Genomic DNA, 16988 nt, shown 5'->3' with positions numbered 1-16988 from the left:
CCGCCACGGCCGCGGCGGCGTCAGTCCAGCAGCACGCCGCTGGTGAGGTTGAGGATCGCGCCGGTCATCGACGCTGCGCGCGGCGAAGCGGCGTACACCGCCGCGCCGGCGATCTCTTCCAGGGTCGGCAGGCGCTTGAGCAGGGTGCTGTCGGCGGCGCCGCGCATCATCTCGTCCAGGCCGATGCCGGCCGCGTCGGCCTGCGGCTGGAACACCTCGCGCGCGTGGGAGCCGTGCTGCAGGGTTTCGGGAATCGCATGCGAGCGCAGGCAGACGGTGCGGATGCTGCGCGGGGCGAGTTCGCCGGCCAGATGCCGCGAGATCGCCTCGACGCCGGCGCAGGCCACGCAATGGCCGAGGAAGCCGGGCCCGGTCATGCGCGCCACCGGCGTCACCAGCGAGACGAGCGCGCCGCCTGCGCGCATGTGCCTGGCCGCCGCTTGGGCGATGGCGTACTGGCTGCGGATGTAGCGGTGCACCGGCAGTTCGAAGTCGGCCAGGCTCAGCTCGGCGAACGGCACGCCTTGCACGTGCACGAAGCCGACCGCGTTGAACACCACGTCGATGCCGCCGGCGCGTTCGGCCACGGCGTCGGCGTGGGCGGCGAGCGCGTCGGGGTCGAGCGCGTCGACGCAGTCGGCCTCGGCGCTGCCGCCGGCCGCGGCGATCGCGGCGACCGCCGCGTTGAGCCGCCCGTGCCCGCGCGCGGCCAGGAACACCCGCGCCCCTTCGCGCGCGAACGCCCGCGCCGCCGATGGCGCCGCTGCCGCCGTGGACCACTGCGACCTTGCCTGCGAGTTCGCCTTGCATACGTTCTCCGTGCTCGGGCGGGGCCTGGGCGGCGCCGTGGGACGCTAGCTCACACCCTGCGCGGCCTTGTTGTCAACCATATGGTTAAGTACAGCGGGCCGCAGGCGCTCCCGCTTGCCGGACTGGCCGCCCCGCGTAGACTGGGCCGCAGCGGCGCAGGCGCGCCGCGCGATGGCCCGGGCGGCGCCTGTCCACGACGGCGCGGCCCGGATTCGACTAGCCAAGGAGCAGGCCGACCATGCCTGGAATTCGCATCGCCGCCTTCGCGCGCACCGCGTTGCTGCTGGCGCCCGCGTTGGCCTGCGCGGCTTGCCTGGCGACCGCGCGCCCGGCCGCTGCACCGACCCCGGACCACTCAAGGAAGGAGGTTCACATGCACGACGCAACGACCCCGGCGCCGTCCGCCGCGTTTGCCGCGCAGACGCTGGCCAAGCGATGGCTGGCGTTCGCAGGCGAGATCCGCTCCGCGCGCGATTTCGAGCGCGGCCGGTTCTGGAAGGCGATGGGCCTTCCGCCGCAGGAACTCAGCGACAGCCAGTACTTCGAGGAGGAATCCGGCTACCAGGCCTTCACCCAGGAATTCGCCGGCGGGAAATGGGCCGGCATCGCCAGCTTCGGCGACGGCGACGGGCAGCCCGGCGGGCGCTTCGCGCGCCTGGCGTTCGAGCATCCGGACGATCGCCTGGACAATGCGGCGCTCGATCTGGGCCCGGTCTGCGAGCTCGACCTCGATGGCTTCCGCCAGGCGCTGCTGGGCGCGGGCTACCTGGAAGGGCCGACCGAGCCGAGCGCTGCCGAATACGCGACCAAGGGCACGGCCACCGTCGTGTTCAGCCGCGGCTCGCTGCAGGTGTCGCTGCTGACCCAGCGCGCAGCCGCGCAGGCGCAGCGCGAGCGCGCCTGCGTCCTCAGCGCCGAAGCGCGCGACTTCTCCGCGGCGCAGCCCGATGCGGGGAGCCGCTAAATGCCCGGGCCGATCAATCCGCAGCTCAAGGCCGCGCTCGACACGTTCGCCGCCGAACCCGGCGTCACGCCGGAGCAGGTCGCGCAGCTCAAATCCACGATCCAGGCCACGCCGGCCTTGCTGCGCGCGTTCAACGAGGATGCGGCCAACGGCCATCTGCAGGGTTTCGTGCTGGCGCCGGCCGGGCCGGAGTCGATCGGCCGCTACGACCTCGCCAGCAACAAGATCGCGATCCCGGCCGCGGTCCTCGGCGGCGTCGCGCCGGTCGATCCGGACCTGCGCGCGGTGCTGAAGCTGCAGGACATGAGCCTGCGTTTCGCGCGCATGCCGGGCGTCAGCGCCGACATGCACGAGAACCTGCAGCGCACGATCAACGATTCGCCGGTGCTGGTGGACCGCTTCAAGGACGCGGTGCGCGACGAGGGCAGCCGCCACCTGACCAGTTTTCAATTCAATTCCGAGCCCGGCGCGGGCGGCAGCTACGACCCGGCCAAGCGCAGCATGAACCTGACCACGGATTCGCTGGCGTCGGCCACTTACAGCCAATACAACATGACCTTCGTGCTCGGGCACGAGCTGGAGCACGGTTTCAATCGGCTGGATCTGGAGCGCTCGCGGCAGACCTACATCGCCGCGCTGCGCACGGTCGCCGGCGACGCCAATCCGGTCAACGACTACACCCCGGCCCTGACCACGCGCATGCAGGCGCATCGCCGCGACGAGGCCGAGTCGCACATCGCCGGCTGGAACGCGATGTTGAGCTACGAGCAGCAGCGCAGCGGCAAGGCCGAGGTCAGCCTGCAGGACATGTGGGACAAGGCCGAGCGCTGGCGCGTCGCCGATTTCGTCGAGCTCGACGCGAGCGGAAAGGCCGTCGCCAAGGCCGGGCTGACGTTCAACGCCGACAACAGCCTGACCGCCACTCCCGGGCCGAAGGGAAACGTCGAAGCGATGGGCAAGCACTACTTCGACCAGCCGCCGGCGGGCACCCCGGGCGTCGCCGCGATCGACTCGATGGACCTGGGGCTATACAACCATTCCGACTACAAGAACCACTACGGGGCAGGCGACATCAGCCTGGCGATCTGGGCCGAACGCGAGATCGCGGTGCCCAAGCACGGCAACGCATCGCAGATGCGCGTGAACATGCAGAGCCTGGGGTTCACGGAGGCCTTGCTGGAAGAGAAGGGGATCCAGATCGCCGCCGGTTCGACCGCATCGCAGTCCTACCGCGACACCAGCACATCGCCGGCGACGGTGGGCCGTTTCGATCACACCTACGACGGCCCCAACAAGAACAAGCATGTGCCGACCGGGACGGCGTCGCCTGCGCCGCCCGCACCGGGCACTCCGACGCCTCCAGGCACTCCAGCGCCTCAGGGTACCCCGGCGCCTCCGGGCACTCCGACGCCTCCGGGCACTCCAGCGCCTCCGGGTACTCCGACGCCTCCGGGCACTCCAGCGCCTCCGGGCACTCCAGCGCCTCCGGGTACCCCGACGCCTCCGGGCACTGCGCCCGCTCCGACCGCTTCCCCCGTGCAGCAGGCGCGGGGCGCGCAGGAACCGACGCTGCCGCAATCGGGACACCCGGGGCACGCGATGTACCGGCAGGCGTTGGACGCGTTCGATCGATCGCCCAATATCCCGGCCGGCGCCTTCACGCCGGAGCAGAAACAAGCGCTGGCCGCGGCGGTCGTCGCCCAGGCGCTGGGACAGAAGGATGCGTTTCCGCAGGCGAAGATCGACCACGTGGTGTTCAACACGGACCGCTCGATGGTGATCGGCGTGCTCGGCGGCATGAGCGGCCCGGTCAACCATCTGGCGGCCGTGGACGTCCAGCGCGGGTTGGCGATGCCGCTCGAGCAGTCCTCGCAGGCCAGCCAGGCGGCGCTGGAATCGGCGCAGCGCAGGCAGGCCCAGGCCCCTGCCCAGGCGGCGGCCCAGCAGGCGGAGACGACGGCCGCGCCGCGACCCGGGCTGTAGCTGTCTGGGTGGGGCGCGAGGTCCGATCCGATCGGGTGCGGTGGGCGCTTAACGCCGCCGCGCCGGACGATTCTTTGCACTAAGATGGTGCAATGCCCCCCGATCCCGCGCTTTCCGCCGACCTCAGCCTCGACGCCCTCACCACTCCGGTGGCCTGGAGCGACGCGGCCGGCGCCCTGACCGGCTGCAACCTCGCCTTCTCGCGCTGGTTCGGCGTCGGCGCACGGCGCCTGCTGGGCTGGCCGCTGGCCGGGCTCGATGCCGGCGATGGGCGCCTGGCGCTGGCGGTGGCGCGCGCCGGCGGCGACGAAGCGCCGCTGCGCATGCGCCGCATGCGCCTGCGCTACGGCGACGGCGAAGAGCGTTTCGCCGACCTGTGGCTGAGCCGGCGCGACGATGGCGGTTGGTTGCTGGAAGCGCATCCGGTCGACGAATTCCCGGGCGACGATCCGGCGCTGTTGTTGCCGTCGGCGCTGTCGGCCTCGCTCAAAGGCCTCGCCCACGAACTGCGCAATCCGCTCGCCGGCCTGAAGGGCGCCGCGCAACTGCTCGCGCGCCGCGTCGACGATGCCGATTCGCGCGAACTGGTGGAACTGATCGACAGCGAAGTCGGCCGCCTCGCCGGCCTGGTCGATCGCTTGCTGACACCGGCGCCGCCGCGCCCGCATGCGCCGCTCAACATCCACGCCGTGCTCGAACGCGTGCTGCGTTTGGCCGAGGCCGATGCCGGCTGGGCCGTACGGCTGGTGCGCGATTACGACCCCAGCCTGCCCGAGTTCGCCGGCGACGCCGACCGCTTGATGCAGGCGGTGTGGAACTTGGCGCGCAACGCGATCGAGGCCGGCGCCAACCACGTCCACCTGCGCACGCGGGTCGAACACGGCGCGCGCATCGGCGACAGCGCGCACCCGATCGCGCTGCGCCTGGAGATCATCGACGACGGCCGCGGCGTACCCGAGGAATTGGCCGAGCAGTTGTTCCTGCCGCTGGTGTCGGGCCGCGCCGAAGGCAGCGGCCTGGGACTGGCGCTGGCGCAGCAGGTCGCGCGCGAACACCGCGGCTCGCTGACTTACCGCTCGCGCCCCGGCCACACCGTTTTCACGCTGCTGCTGCCGATGCAGATCGACGGCCACGCGCCGCAAGGCGAATCGATGGGAGCGCAGGCATGAGCGCAGCGCGCATCTGGGTCGTCGACGACGACCGTTCGGTCCGTTTCGTGCTCGCCACCGCGCTGCGCGAGGCCGGCTACGCCGTGGACGGTTTCGAGAACGCCGCCGACGCGTTGAACGCGCTCGAGCAGCGCGGCGCGCCGGACCTGTTGTTCACCGATGTGCGCATGCCCGGCGACAGCGGGCTGGCCTTGCTGGAAAAACTCAAGGCGCGCGCGCCGTCGCTGCCGGTGGTGGTAATGAGCGCCTACACCGACGTGGCCAGCACCGCCGGCGCATTCCGCGGCGGCGCCCAGGAATTCCTGTCCAAGCCCTTCGACCTGGACGAAGCCGTCGCGCTGGCCGCGCGCACCTTGGCCACCAGCGCGCCGGAAACATCGGCCGAGCCCGAAGCCGAGGCGGTCGCCGCCGATACCTTGATCGGCGACACGCCGGCGATGCTGACCTTGTTCCGCGCCATCGGTCGGCTCGCCCAGGCGCCGCTGTCGGTGCTGATCACCGGCGAAACCGGCACCGGCAAGGAACTGGTCGCGCGCGCGCTGCATCGCGAATCGCCGCGCGCGCACCGGCCTTTCGTCGCGCTCAACACCGCGGCGATTCCGGCCGAGCTGCTGGAAAGCGAATTGTTCGGCCATGAGGCCGGCGCGTTCACCGGCGCCCAGCGCCGCCACGTCGGCCGCTTCGAACAGGCGCACGGCGGCAGCCTGTTCCTCGACGAAATCGGCGACATGCCGTTGCCGTTGCAAACCCGGCTGCTGCGCGTGCTGGCCGAGGGCGAGTTCTTCCGCGTCGGCGGACGCGAGCTGATCCGGGTCGATGTGCGGGTGATCGCGGCGACCCATCAGGATCTCGAAGGCCTGGTCGCGCAGGGCCGTTTTCGCGCCGACTTGCTGCATCGCCTGGACGTGGTGCGCCTGCGCCTGCCGCCGCTGCGCGAGCGCCGCGGCGACGTGCCGCAACTGGCCGAGCGCTTCCTCGCCGCCGCCGCGCAGCGCTTCGGCGCACCGCTCAAGCGCTTGTCCAAGCCCGCGCTGGAACGGCTGATGGCGCACGACTGGCCCGGCAACGTGCGCGAACTGGAGAACGTGTGCTGGCGCCTGGCCGCGCTGGCGCCGGGCGACGCGATCGCGCGCGAGGATCTCGACGACGCGCTCGGCGCCGAACCGGCGGCCGCGGCCGTTGCGGGCGAATCGTGGGAAGCGCTGCTGTCGGCGTGGGCGCGCGCGCAACTGGCCGAAGGCCGCGCGAACCTGCACGCCGATGCGCGCGAACGTTTCGACCGCGCGTTGCTCGAAGCTGCGCTGGCGCATACCGGCGGACGCCGCACCGAAGCGGCGGCGCGATTGGGGCTGGGGCGAAACACGCTGACGCGCAAGCTCGGGCCGGGCCGTCGTCGCAGCTGAGGTCCGGTCTTGTGCGAGTCGGTCGGCGGCGATGGCCGGTTGGCTGCGCTTTCGGCGAGCGGCCACGCTGCTGTGGGAGAGCCTTGCTCCTGTGAGAGTGCCTTGCTTCTGTGGGAGGGCCTTCAGGCCCGACGCTCTTGTTCCCGCTGCGACGATGCTCGCCTTCCAGGGTCCGGATATCGGAGCGAAAAGCGTCGGGCCTGAAGGCCCTCCCACAATCGCCGCGGCGCCGCCGCCTTTGCCGCAACGCAACGATGCATCGCTTGGCGACTCGCTCGCGACGTGGCGCGATCGCCCGCAGCGCCGCCATAATCGCGACGCAAGGCCACCACACACGCCGCGCCGCCACGCCTTCGCGCGCTTCACTCGCGCTGAACCCAGGCCCAGCTAGCGTCGGACCCACGACCGGGCGTCGCTGCGCGACGCCGCCGACCAGGAGCACCGCCATGTCCGCGACTCTTCGCATCGCCGTACTCGCCGCCGCCACCGCCGCGCTCGCGGCGTGCGGCGGCCAGACCGTCAAACCCACACCGCCGCCGGCCGCCGGCGCCAAGCCGGTGTCCACCGCCAGCTCGGCCACCGTGGTGCTGGCCTCGGCCTCCGGCAGCCTGGTCAGCGGCAAGCTCACGGTGCGGCCGATGGGCGACGGCGTACACCTCACCGGCGAGATCGGCGGCCTGACCCCGAACAGCACCCACGCCATCCACATCCACGAGAAGGGCGATTGCAGCGCCGCCGACGCCACCAGCGCGGGCGGCCACTTCAATCCGGCCACGCAGCCGCACGGCCAGGTCGACCACGGCGCGCACCACGCCGGCGACATGGACAACCTGGTCGCCAACGCCGAAGGCGTGGCCAAGGTCGACGCGCATGCCAGCGGCGTGACCCTCGGCGGCGGCGCGCCCAACGACGTCGCCGGTCGCGCGGTGATCGTCCACGCCTCGCCGGACGACTACAAGAGCCAGCCCACCGGCAACGCCGGCGCGCGTCTGGCTTGCGGCGTGATCAAGACCGGCCGCTGATCTGTGGGAGGGCCTTCAGGCCCGAGGCAGTTCGCTCCGGCGCGGTTACGCTTGGCCGCGGCTGAGAAGCTCCAGCATCGGGACTGAAGCCCCTCCCACCAACGGCTTCGCGTTGTCGACGGGGCATTCGGCGCAACGGCAATCCTCCACTTCCACCATCGAAGCCATCGCCATGACCCGCCTGCGCATCCGCGACGCCGCGCCCGCCGACTGCGATCTGATCGCGCAGTGGATGATCGCGATGGCCTGGGAAACCGAGCACAAGCGCCTGGACCCGCCCACCGTCCACGCCGGCGTCGCCGCCGGCCTGGGCGATCCGGCCAAGGCGCGCTACTTCGTCGCCATGCGCGAAGCCGACACCGCCGGCCGCGAAACCATCGCCGTTCCCGCGGGCACTTTGATGCTGACGCGCGAGTGGAGCGATTGGCGCAACGGCGAGTGGTGGTGGATTCAGAGTGTCTATGTCGGCCCTGAGCACCGCCGGCAGGGTGTATACGATGCATTGCATAGTCACGTAGCGGCTTTGGCGCAAGCCGATCCTGCCGTTATCGGCTTGCGTCTGTACGTCGAGCGCGAGAACATCGCCGCGCAGAACACCTACCGCTCGCAAGGGATGGACGAGAGCGGGTACCGGATCTACGAGTCCGGGTTCTGAGGCCCGACTTACCGTTTCCGAATCGATCCTGCAAGGAAGAGTGTCATGCAAGGAAAGCGCCTGGCCCGTACCGGCTTGTTCGGGTTGTCGTTAGCGCTCGCCTGGGCGATGTCTGCGCATGCCGAGCCTCCGTCGGCCACGTCGCCGTCCAATACATCCGTCGCGCCCTCGGTGCCGTCGATTCCTGCAGGACTGACCCGCGAGCAGCAGGTCGCCGCGCAAAAGGCGATCATCGCCGAGCGCAAGGCGCTCGGGCGCGCGCAGTTCGAGCAGCGCATGAAGGAGCTTGAGCGCCGGCGAAACCCGACGCTCGAAGATTTGCGCGAGTTCTATCCGGCCGACTACGAACGCGAGGTCAAGCGTCAGCAACACCTGGCGGCCGTGTTCAAGAACAGCCCGGAGATGGAGATTCGTCAGGTACTGCCGGCGCGTGCGCGCAAGCTGTTCGCGGCGCGCGATTTCGCCGAGTTGGATCGGGTATACGACGACTACGCGCTGCAGTCCGAACGAACGCCCAGCGGTTTGTGGAAAAGCGGCATGTGGCTCGCGGCCTTGCGCGCCGCAGCCAACAGCGAAGAGGCCTATCTCGCCCGCGACGAGTTGCTGCAGCAGTGGCTACGCGAGCGTCCGCAATCGGCCTTGGCCCGGCTGTTGCGTGCGGATCTGATGGTTGTGCGCGCCTGGGCGATCCGCGGTAACGGCTACGCCGCCAGCGTTGAAGAGCGCAACTGGCGGCCGTTCTTCGATTGGTTGGGGCGGGCGCAGGACTATCTCGACGCAGAGAAGGCCATCGTTGCGGCCCGGCCCGAATATTACGAACAGGCGATCGACCTGCTGCGTGCCCGGCAGAAGTCCTCGTTTGCGACTTTCGATGAGGGGCTGGAAAAATTCCCGGCGTACTACCCGATGTACTTCGCGATGCTGCAATCTTTGCTGTCAAAATGGCGCGGCAGCGCCGAGCAGATCGAGCACTTCACCAGCGAAGCGGTCGCCCGCACCCAAAAAACCGAAGGCCGCGGCATGTACGCGCGCATGTACTGGTACGTCTCGCAAATCGAATACGAGGGCGAGCTGTTTGCCGACACGCGGGCCAACTGGGACCGCATGCGCGCCGGCTTCGACGACGTGATCGCGCGCTACCCCGACCAGTGGAACCTGCAGAACTACGCCAGCTTCGCCTGCGACGCGAACGACGAAGAAACCCTAAAGAAGCTGTTCGAACGCATCAGCGAGCCCAGCCTCGACGAGGCCTGGCGCTCGCGCGAGCGCTATGTCGCCTGCGGCCGCCGGGTGGGCAAGTTCAAGGACTGAGCCCGGCGCCGCCGGGCCGAGTTCACAGGTCGCCGGGCTGGTAGTCGCCGTCGCAATGCACGAACGTCACCGGCACCCCGTGCGCGCCGAGCACCGCCGAGACCTGCCGCAGCCGCGCTTCGAAGTGCTGGTAGCGGCGGTTGAGCTTGTCGCGGCATTCGGCGGTGTCGCACGGCGCTTCGGGCGCGTAGCGCGCGTGCCAGGCGGCCGGCGAGAACAGGGCGATGCGGGCTTCGCCGTCGGCGTAGTGCACCAGCGGTTCGGGCACGGCGTCGAGCCATTCTTCGCCTTCGGGCTGCAGCAGCGCGGTCTCCAGCAGCGGCCACAGCGGGCCCAGGCCGGCGTGGTCGTACTGCATGGCCATCATTGCGGTCAGGTCGTGCACGGTGAGGTAGCGGGCGTGCTCGACCTTGAGGCCGAACGCCTCCTGCGCGGCCAGGGCGGTGTCGGCGCCGGCCATGCCGCGTTCGAGCAGGCTGGATTCGAGGATCTCGCCGACTCGGGCGACCAGTTCAGGCGAGCCGCTCAGCGCGAACGGCACCAGCCGCAGCGGGCCGCCGGCGAAGTCGGGCGAGGGCGTCAGCGCGCCGGGCAACTGGTCGTCGTGGGCGCCGAAGGCGATCACCCGGCCGGCCTGCTCGGCACCGCGTTCGCGCGGCGCGCGCGCGGCGAGCTCGTCGAGTTCGCGGTGCAGCGGCCAGCCCGGGCGCAGCAGTTCGACCGGGTCGTAATGGGCGCCGACGGTGACCAGGTCCAGCGCCGCGGTGTCGGCGGCGAAGCCGGCCAGGTCGCGGGCGATCTTCTCCGACAGGGCGCCGGCGTCCTGGCGGGCGAGGGCGCTGCGTTCCACGGCGGCGTCGCCTTTGAGCTCCAGGGCGAGCGCGCCAAGGACGTGCAGGGGCGCGGTCGGGCCGCGGGCGGAAGGGCTGTCGGGGGTCATGGTCACCGAGGATACGCTGGCGTTTGGTAGAGCGCGCTGGCGGCGCTACACTGGGCCACATTATGCCCGCTCTGCCCCACGGGCCTGCGCGAGTTCCCAGAAACCGCTTCTTCAGAGGTGCTGCCGATGCGTCAAAACCGTCCCGTCGCCGTGCTCGGTGGCGTGCGAATCCCGTTCTGCCGGCAGAACACCGCCTATGCGGACGTCGGCAACCTGGGGATGTCGGTGCGTACGCTCGGCGCGCTGGTCGAGAAGTTCGGCCTGCACGGCCAGCAGCTCGGCGAGGTGGCGATGGGCGCGGTGATCAAGCACAGCAGCGACTGGAACCTCGGCCGCGAAGCCGCGCTGTCCTCCGGGCTGTCGCCGCTGACCCCGGGCATCACCCTGCAGCGCGCCTGCGGCACCTCGCTGGATTCGATCATCACCATCGCCAACAAGATCGCCACCGGGCAGATCGAGGCCGGCATCGGCGGCGGTTCGGACACCACCTCCGACGTGCCGATCGTCTACGGCCGCAGCCTGCGCCGGCGCCTGTTGCAGGCCGCGCGGGCCAAGACCACCAAGGACAAGATCGCCGCGTTCAAGGGCTTCCACCTGCGCGAGCTCAAGCCCGAGTTCCCCGGCGTGGCCGAGCCGCGCACCGGCAAGAGCATGGGCGACCACTGCGAGGACATGGCCAAGCAGTGGAACATCTCGCGCGATTCGCAGGACGAGTGGGCGCTGTCTTCGCACCAGAAGCTGGCCGCCGCCTACGAGCGCGGCTTCTTCGACGACCTGGTGGTGAGCTTCCGCGGGGTCTCGCGCGACAACATCCTGCGCGCCGATTCCTCGCTGGAAAAGCTCGCCACGCTGAAGCCGGCGTTCGACAAGACCTCCGGCCGCGGCACCCTCACCGCCGCCAACTCGACCCCGCTGACCGACGGCGCCGCGGCCTGTCTGCTGGCGTCGGAGGAATGGGCGCAGGCGCATAACCACGAAGTGCTGTGCTACCTGCGCGATGCGCAGGTGGCCGCGGTCGACTTCGTCCACGGCGAGGGCCTGCTGATGGCGCCGACCGTGGCGGTGCCGGAGATGCTCAAGCGCAACGGCCTGACCTTGCAGGATTTCGACATCTACGAAATCCACGAGGCCTTCGCCGCGCAGGTGCTGTGCACGCTGCGCGCGTGGGAGAGCGAGGACTACTGCAAGAACCGCCTCGGCCTGGACGCGCCGCTGGGCCGGATCGACCCGGCCAAGATCAATCCGAACGGTTCCTCGCTGGCCGCCGGCCACCCCTTCGCCGCGACCGGCGCGCGCATCGTCGCCACCGCCGCCAAGGAGCTCAAGCAACGCGGCGGCGGCCGTTGCCTGATTTCGATCTGCACCGCCGGCGGCATGGGCGTGGTGGCGATCCTGGAGCGCTGATCGCTGCGGCGGTGCGCCGCGGAATCGCGAGCCTCACCGGGGCCGAAGCTGCGAAGCTTCGGCCCCGCTGTTTTTTGGCGGCCGCCGATGCGCCGGGCCGGAAAGCGTCGGGCCTGAAGGCCCTCCCACAAAAACAGCGGTCCGGAGCTTTGGGTCGAGCGGTCCGAAGCTTCGGTCGGAGCGGTCCGGCGTTTCAGTCCGAGCAGTCCGAAGCTTCGGTCCGAAACGCTTGGGGGTGGAGCTTCACTAGCTTCTGTCCAATGCGCTTTTGTGGGAGGACTTCAGCAGCTTCTGTTCGAGGCCCTTGTGGGAGGGACTTCAGCAGCTTATGTCCGAGGCCATGTGGGAGGGATTTCAGTAGCTTCTATCCGAGGCCCTGTGGGAGGGACTTCAGCAGCTTCTGTCCAAGGCTCTTGTGGGAGGGACTTCAGTCCCGCCGCTTCGCCCTTGCACCGCTTAGCCCGCGCATCCCGCCCCCAAGGCCCCGCCTTCGCGCTTTGAGGCACAATGCCGCTTCTGTCGCGACAAGGATCTGTCATGCGCCTGCTTATCGCGTTGTCGCTCGCCCTGGGCCTGGCCCCGCTGTCCGCCCCGGCGATGACCTTCCTGGACCAGTCGTTCGTCTGCCCCATCGACGGCCAGAGCTTCTCCGCCCGCATCGCCGGGTCCGGCACCTCGTTCGGCCGCTACTTCGACGCGCAGCATTACGGCCCCATCGCTTCGCCCGGCCCGTTGCCGATCTGCCCGGGCAACGGCTTCATCGTCGACGAACCCGAGCGCCGCTACGACGAAGCCGAACTGACACGGCTGCGCGCGTTCGTGGCGTCGCCCGAGTACCGCGGCTGGGTCGCGCAGGACACGCCGTATTACCGGCTGGCCAAGCAGCAGGCCTACTTCGGCGCGTCGCAGGACGAGATCGCCCAGACCCTGCTGGCCGCGACCTGGGAAGCCGGCGCGCGCCGCTACCCGCGCTACGCCGAGCAGGCGCTGGAGGCTTGGCAGAAGCGCGTGGTGCGCGAAGCCGGCAACGACCGCGCTTATTACTCGCGCATGCTGGTCGGCGAACTGCAGCGGCGCCTGGGCCGCTTCGACGATGCCCGCGCCAGCTTCGAAGCGCTGCGCGCCGATGCCGGTTTTCCCGGCAAGCAGGTCGAGGCCGACGATGCCGCGTACATGCGCAAGATCGTCGAGGCGCAGCTCAAGCTGATCCGCGACCGCAGCGTGGCGCATGCGCGCCTGGACGAGAACGGCGAGATCGTCGATTTCTGAGGCGGTGTGTGCGCTCGAAGTCTGTGGGAGGGCCTTCAGGCCCGATGCCTTTCGGTCCGCTGCGGTGAACGCTGATCGCGGCTGACAGGAAAGCATCGGGACTGAAGTCCCTCCCACAAAAGCAGCCGTCTTGCGACTGCTCGGACAGCTTTTTGCTGCGTTAAGACATATTTATCGCGCCTTTCGGCACCTCTCCCGCTCATTCCGTGACCCAGGTCGCCCAGGTTCACCTGGTTGCCCGACCCCCGCCGTTGTTGCCCTCCATGCGCGGTGGTACGGTCGTCGTGCGGTAAACCATACGCAAACGTATCCAGTCGTGCGGAACCAGTCCTTGGGAGGGGACGAGCTCATGCGCAGAATCCATTCGTGGTGGCTGACGTCAGTGTTGTTGCTGCTCGGCGTGATGAGCCCGGCCTACGCCGGCGGTTTCAGCGGCCAGTACCAGCGCATCGACGGCTGGGACGGGGCGCAGATGGGCGCCTTCGTGATGGTGCCCAAGGACCAGGGCCCGGGCCCGTTCCCGCTGCTGGTGATGCCGGCCAGCTGGGGCGTGCCGAACCTGGAGTACGTCGGCCGCGCTGGCCAGCTCGCGGCCAAGGGCTATGTGGTGGTGAGCTACACCTCGCGCGGGTTCTGGGATTCGGCCGGGCAGATCGACATCGCCGGGCCGGGCACGGTCGAGGACGTCAGCTCGGTGATCGACTGGGCGCTGGCGAACACGCCGTCGGATCCGAACCGGATCGGCGCCAGCGGCATTTCCTACGGCGCCGGCATCAGCCTGCTCGCCGCCGAGCGCGATCCGCGCATCAAGGCGATCGCCGCGCTGAGCGGCTGGGCCGATCTGGAAGCCTCGCTGTACGCCAACCGCACCGTCAGCCAGCAGGGCGCGGCCCTGTTGGTGGTGGCCGGCGCGCTGACCGGCCGCCCCGGCCCGGAACTGGCCAAGGCCACCGCGCGCATCGCCCTGGGCGATTTCGACGGCGCCGTCGCCGGCTTGTTGCCGATCGTGCCGCAGCGCAGCCCGATGACCGAGGTCGCCGCGCTCAACCGCAACGGCACCGCGGTGCTGCTGGCTAACGCCTTCAACGACAGCCTGTTCCCGCCCGGCCAGTACGTGGACTTCTACAACGCGCTGCGCGGGCCCAAGCAGTTGCTGTTCGCGCACGGCGACCACGCCACGGTCGAAGTGCCCGGCGCGCTGGGTCTGCCGAACGAGACCTACACCGCGGTGGAGCGCTGGTTCGACCATCACCTCAAGGGCGTCGACAACGGCGTGCAGCGCGAACCGGCGGTGCGGCTGAAGTCGCAGGACGGCGATTGGCGCGGCTACGCCGACTGGGCTGCGGTGCAGAGCGGCGCGACCGTGTTCGCGCTGAGCAAGCCCAGCGGCCTGATCGCGCCGACCGGCGAGCTGCGCGATGCGCCGAGCGTGGGCTGGAGCCATTCCATCCTCGCCGGCGTGCCGACCGTGGCCGACTCGGGCGTGGCCATGGTCAGCGGTTTCCTGCAATCGCTGCAGGTCGCGCCGACCGCGTCGATCCCGCTGGTCGCGCGCGCCGGCGCGGCGGTGTGGCAGTCGCCGGTGTACTGGAGCGGCGCCCAGCTCAGCGGCATGCCGCAGCTGCGCATCACGGTGACGCCGAGCCAGAGCGAGGTCAGCCTGTTCGCCTATCTCTACAGCGTCGACCTGCTCGGCACCGGCCAGTTGTTGAGCCATAAGCCGGTGTCGCTGCGCGGCGCGCGGCCGGGCGTGGCGCAGAACCTCGACCTGCGCCTGGAAGCGACCAGCTGGGACATCCCGCCGGGCCGCCGCCTGGTGCTGGTGGTCGACACCGCCGATGCGCGCTACGCCGGCGCCAGCCGCCTCGGCGGCACGGTGCGCTTCAGTTCGCCGGCCTCGGCGCCAGCCACGCTGACCGTGCCCTTGCGCTGAAAGCGATAGCAGAGCGATAGCGAAGACGGCGCCGCGAGGCGCCGTCTTCGTTTGCGCCGCCGCCACGCGCGCGCAGCGCCGCAGCGCTTGCGCGGGATGCGGGCGACGCTACGATGGCCGCGGGGATCGCCGCGGACCGCGCGCGCCGCACACGCGGCCCGCCGCCGCATGTGCGACCGCGACGGACGCCGCGCCGGGCAGGGGGCCTGGGGCCGGACGCGCGGATACCGGGGGCCGGATGCAAACCTTCAATCCATACGAAGCGCCGCAGAGCGCATTCGCCGACACGTCCACCGAATCCGACGAGCGCTACGGCCCGTGGCGCGACGGTTCGGCGCTGGTGACCTTGCGCGATTCGCACCTGCCGGGGCGCTGCGTCAAATGCAACGCGCCGGGCCAGACCCGGCTGCACAAGACCTATTACTGGCACAGCGGCGGCTGGTATCTGCTGATCCTGTTCAACCTGGTGATCTACGCCATCGTCGCGATGATCGTGCGCAAGAAGTGCCGGCTGGAAGCGAGCCTGTGCGCGCAGCACGCGCGCCGCCGCTCGCGCCTGATCGGGTCCACGTTCGCCTGCCTGGGCGGATTCGTGTTGGCCCTGGTGTTGGGCGTCGTCAACGACTCGGGGCCGCTGTTCCTGCTCGCCGGCGTGGCGGTGCTGGCTGCGATCGTGCTCGGCATCATCGCCGGACGCACCCTGTATCCGACCCGCATCGGCGAGCGCTACGCGCGCTTCGGCGGCAGCGGGCGCGAGTTCCTCGCCACCTTGCCGAAGTTCCGCGACACCGGCGTTTGAGCGCGGCGCCGCAAATGCGAAACGGCCGCGTCGCCGCGGCCGTTCGCAGGGTGGATCGGTGCGCGACGCTCAGCCGCGCAGACGCGGCATACCGAACTCGTCGCGCTCTTCCACCACCGCTTCGTCGAACAGCTTCTGGCGCAGGTCGCGGCCGGGCAGCTCGCTCGGCGCTTCGCCGCGCGCGGCGCGCAGCGCGTTGAGGTAGCTCAGGCGCGCGCGGCTTTCGTCGCCGGCCTGGGCGAAGCCGTGGCCGAGCTCTTCCCAGGCCTCGCTGCCGGCGCCTTGGGCCAGCGCGCGGTGCAGATAGGCCTCGGCCTGCGGCCACTGGCCCTGGGTGCGCGCCAGCCGGGCCAGGCTCAGCAGCAGGCCCGGGCTGCCGGGGTGCCCGGCCAGCCAGCGTTCGGCCTGGGCGCGGCGGGCGTCGAGGCGGCCGATCGGCAGGCGTCCGTACAGAGCCGCCAGCGATTCGTCCCAGCGCGCGTCCAGCGCTTGCTCGAGGCTTTTGGCGGCGGCTTCTTCCCAGCGCATGTCGGCGGCGCGTTCGGCGTAGGCGGCGACCGCAGCCGGTTCGTTCTTGAGCGGTTTGGGCAGGCTTTCCCACAGGTCGGCCAGCACGTTGGCATCGGCGGCTTCGCGCAGCGCGGCTTCGGCCCATTGCGCTTCCAGCCGGCTCAGCTGCGCGGCCGGCCAGGCGTTGCTCTGGCGCAGCGCGCCGAGCAGGCCGTAGGCCTCGCCGGCGCGTCCCAGCGCGGCCAGCGCCTGCGCGCGCAGGGCCAGGCCGCGCGGCGGCAGCGGTTGCGCGGCCGGCGCGTCGAGTGCGGCCAGGGCGTCGTCGTTGCGGCCGTCGGCCAGGGCCTGTTCGGCCGCGGCCAGTGCGCGTGCGGCCGGATGTTCGGCGGCCAGCGCATCGAGGTGCTGCGCCTGCGCCGCGGTATCGCCGCGCGCCGCCGCGGCGCGTGCGGCGCCGACGCCGGCCACCGCCGCCACGTCGCCGTTGCGCGCGGCCTGCGCCAGCGATTTCTCGGCGCGGCTCCAATGGCCCTGATGCAGCGCGTCCAGGCCGTCGATCAAGCGCGCGCGCGCCTGCTTCTTGCGGTGCCGGCGCATCGCCACGAACGGCAGGCTCAACGCCTTCCACACCAGCCACAGCGCGAGCAGGCCGCCGATCAACATCAGCAGCGCCTTGGGCACGTTGGTGAGGTAGTCGTAGCCGCCGTAGGTGACGACCACGCGGCCCGGGTCCTGCAGCAGCAATTGCGCGGCCAAGGCGCCGACCAAGGCCAGCACGATCCAGAACAGCAGGTTGCGGAACAGATTCATCGCGGC

At 70.5% G+C, this 16988-nt stretch carries 13 protein-coding genes and 1 pseudogene; 11 read left to right on the top strand and 3 right to left on the bottom strand.

Translation table 11 applies throughout. The features are described from left to right. Nucleotides 1-20 precede the first annotated feature (20 nt). Nucleotides 21-743: pseudogene (locus BLU84_RS20730) on the bottom strand (SDR family NAD(P)-dependent oxidoreductase); the annotation flags it as partial. Between the two features lie 440 nt (nt 744-1183). On the opposite strand from BLU84_RS20730, the gene BLU84_RS20725 reads away from it, so the two are divergent. The 7 genes from BLU84_RS20725 to BLU84_RS20695 all read left to right on the top strand — a co-directional run bounded on the left by BLU84_RS20725 (nt 1184) and on the right by BLU84_RS20695 (nt 9317). After that, complete coding sequence (locus BLU84_RS20725; RefSeq protein WP_074871652.1) at nt 1184-1774, top strand: hypothetical protein; 591 nt, start codon at nt 1184-1186, stop codon at nt 1772-1774. Further along, on the top strand, nt 1775-3757 hold the full coding sequence (locus BLU84_RS27305) for an XVIPCD domain-containing protein (RefSeq protein WP_074871649.1): 1983 nt from the start codon (nt 1775-1777) through the stop codon (nt 3755-3757). A 92-nt stretch (nt 3758-3849) separates the two neighbouring features. Beyond that, a complete protein-coding gene (locus tag BLU84_RS20715; protein ID WP_074871647.1) occupies nt 3850-4926 on the top strand; it encodes a two-component system sensor histidine kinase NtrB in 1077 nt (358 codons plus the stop codon). Further along, the gene (gene ntrC, locus BLU84_RS20710) at nt 4923-6329 is read left to right on the top strand and encodes a nitrogen regulation protein NR(I) (RefSeq protein ID WP_074871645.1); all 1407 of its coding nucleotides are present in this window, start codon (nt 4923-4925) and stop codon (nt 6327-6329) included. The genes BLU84_RS20715 and ntrC overlap by 4 nt, the downstream gene beginning before the upstream one ends. Before the next feature lie 446 nt (nt 6330-6775). Beyond that, nucleotides 6776-7351 carry a superoxide dismutase family protein gene (locus tag BLU84_RS20705; RefSeq protein WP_074871643.1) on the top strand — a complete coding sequence of 192 codons (576 nt, stop codon included), beginning with the start codon at nt 6776-6778 and terminating at the stop codon, nt 7349-7351. Nucleotides 7352-7523: 172 nt separating this feature from the next. Continuing rightward, nucleotides 7524-8006: a GNAT family N-acetyltransferase gene (locus BLU84_RS20700; RefSeq protein WP_074871641.1), complete on the top strand. Its 483-nt coding sequence runs from the start codon at nt 7524-7526 to the stop codon at nt 8004-8006. Nucleotides 8007-8081: 75 nt separating this feature from the next. Continuing rightward, nucleotides 8082-9317, top strand: a complete 1236-nt coding sequence (locus BLU84_RS20695; protein WP_170849213.1) for a DUF4034 domain-containing protein — start codon at nt 8082-8084, stop codon at nt 9315-9317. 22 nt (nt 9318-9339) lie between these two features. Here the strand turns inward: BLU84_RS20695 and BLU84_RS20690 are convergent, their stop codons facing one another. Continuing rightward, nucleotides 9340-10257, bottom strand: coding sequence for a hypothetical protein (locus BLU84_RS20690; RefSeq protein ID WP_074871635.1), 918 nt, complete (start codon nt 10255-10257; stop codon nt 9340-9342). 126 nt (nt 10258-10383) lie between these two features. Here BLU84_RS20690 and BLU84_RS20685 point away from each other — a divergent pair, with 126 nt between their 5' ends. The 4 genes from BLU84_RS20685 to BLU84_RS20670 all read left to right on the top strand — a co-directional run bounded on the left by BLU84_RS20685 (nt 10384) and on the right by BLU84_RS20670 (nt 15662). Further along, nucleotides 10384-11661: an acetyl-CoA C-acetyltransferase gene (locus BLU84_RS20685; protein WP_074872082.1), complete on the top strand. Its 1278-nt coding sequence runs from the start codon at nt 10384-10386 to the stop codon at nt 11659-11661. A 537-nt stretch (nt 11662-12198) separates the two neighbouring features. After that, nucleotides 12199-12930: a hypothetical protein gene (locus BLU84_RS20680; protein WP_074871632.1), complete on the top strand. Its 732-nt coding sequence runs from the start codon at nt 12199-12201 to the stop codon at nt 12928-12930. A gap of 358 nt (nt 12931-13288) precedes the next feature. Continuing rightward, nucleotides 13289-14863 (top strand): CocE/NonD family hydrolase, encoded by a 1575-nt coding sequence (locus tag BLU84_RS20675; RefSeq protein ID WP_170849224.1) that lies wholly within the window; start codon nt 13289-13291, stop codon nt 14861-14863. A 238-nt stretch (nt 14864-15101) separates the two neighbouring features. After that, the gene (locus tag BLU84_RS20670; RefSeq protein WP_074871627.1) at nt 15102-15662 is read left to right on the top strand and encodes a hypothetical protein; all 561 of its coding nucleotides are present in this window, start codon (nt 15102-15104) and stop codon (nt 15660-15662) included. 69 nt (nt 15663-15731) lie between these two features. Here BLU84_RS20670 and BLU84_RS20665 read toward each other — a convergent pair whose 3' ends face one another. After that, nucleotides 15732-16982 (bottom strand): heme biosynthesis HemY N-terminal domain-containing protein, encoded by a 1251-nt coding sequence (locus tag BLU84_RS20665; protein WP_074871624.1) that lies wholly within the window; start codon nt 16980-16982, stop codon nt 15732-15734. Nucleotides 16983-16988: the final 6 nt, after the last annotated feature.

Origin of the sequence: Lysobacter enzymogenes (genome assembly GCF_900106525.1) — a bacterium.
GTDB classification, from domain to species: domain Bacteria; phylum Pseudomonadota; class Gammaproteobacteria; order Xanthomonadales; family Xanthomonadaceae; genus Lysobacter; species Lysobacter enzymogenes.
This window is presented reverse-complemented; position numbering and strand designations above follow the sequence as displayed.

Bases quoted from the DNA above. Each gene is read 5' to 3' on its own strand.
- BLU84_RS20725 (WP_074871652.1), top strand. From the start codon at position 1,184: ATGCACGACGCAACGACCCCGGCGCCGTCCGCCGCGTTTGCCGCGCAG.
- BLU84_RS27305 (WP_074871649.1), top strand. From the start codon at position 1,775: ATGCCCGGGCCGATCAATCCGCAGCTCAAGGCCGCGCTCGACACGTTC.
- BLU84_RS20715 (WP_074871647.1), top strand. From the start codon at position 3,850: ATGCCCCCCGATCCCGCGCTTTCCGCCGACCTCAGCCTCGACGCCCTC.
- ntrC (WP_074871645.1), top strand. From the start codon at position 4,923: ATGAGCGCAGCGCGCATCTGGGTCGTCGACGACGACCGTTCGGTCCGT.
- BLU84_RS20705 (WP_074871643.1), top strand. From the start codon at position 6,776: ATGTCCGCGACTCTTCGCATCGCCGTACTCGCCGCCGCCACCGCCGCG.
- BLU84_RS20700 (WP_074871641.1), top strand. From the start codon at position 7,524: ATGACCCGCCTGCGCATCCGCGACGCCGCGCCCGCCGACTGCGATCTG.
- BLU84_RS20690 (WP_074871635.1), bottom strand. From the start codon at position 10,257: ATGACCCCCGACAGCCCTTCCGCCCGCGGCCCGACCGCGCCCCTGCAC.
- BLU84_RS20685 (WP_074872082.1), top strand. From the start codon at position 10,384: ATGCGTCAAAACCGTCCCGTCGCCGTGCTCGGTGGCGTGCGAATCCCG.
- BLU84_RS20680 (WP_074871632.1), top strand. From the start codon at position 12,199: ATGCGCCTGCTTATCGCGTTGTCGCTCGCCCTGGGCCTGGCCCCGCTG.
- BLU84_RS20670 (WP_074871627.1), top strand. From the start codon at position 15,102: ATGCAAACCTTCAATCCATACGAAGCGCCGCAGAGCGCATTCGCCGAC.
- BLU84_RS20665 (WP_074871624.1), bottom strand. From the start codon at position 16,982: ATGAATCTGTTCCGCAACCTGCTGTTCTGGATCGTGCTGGCCTTGGTC.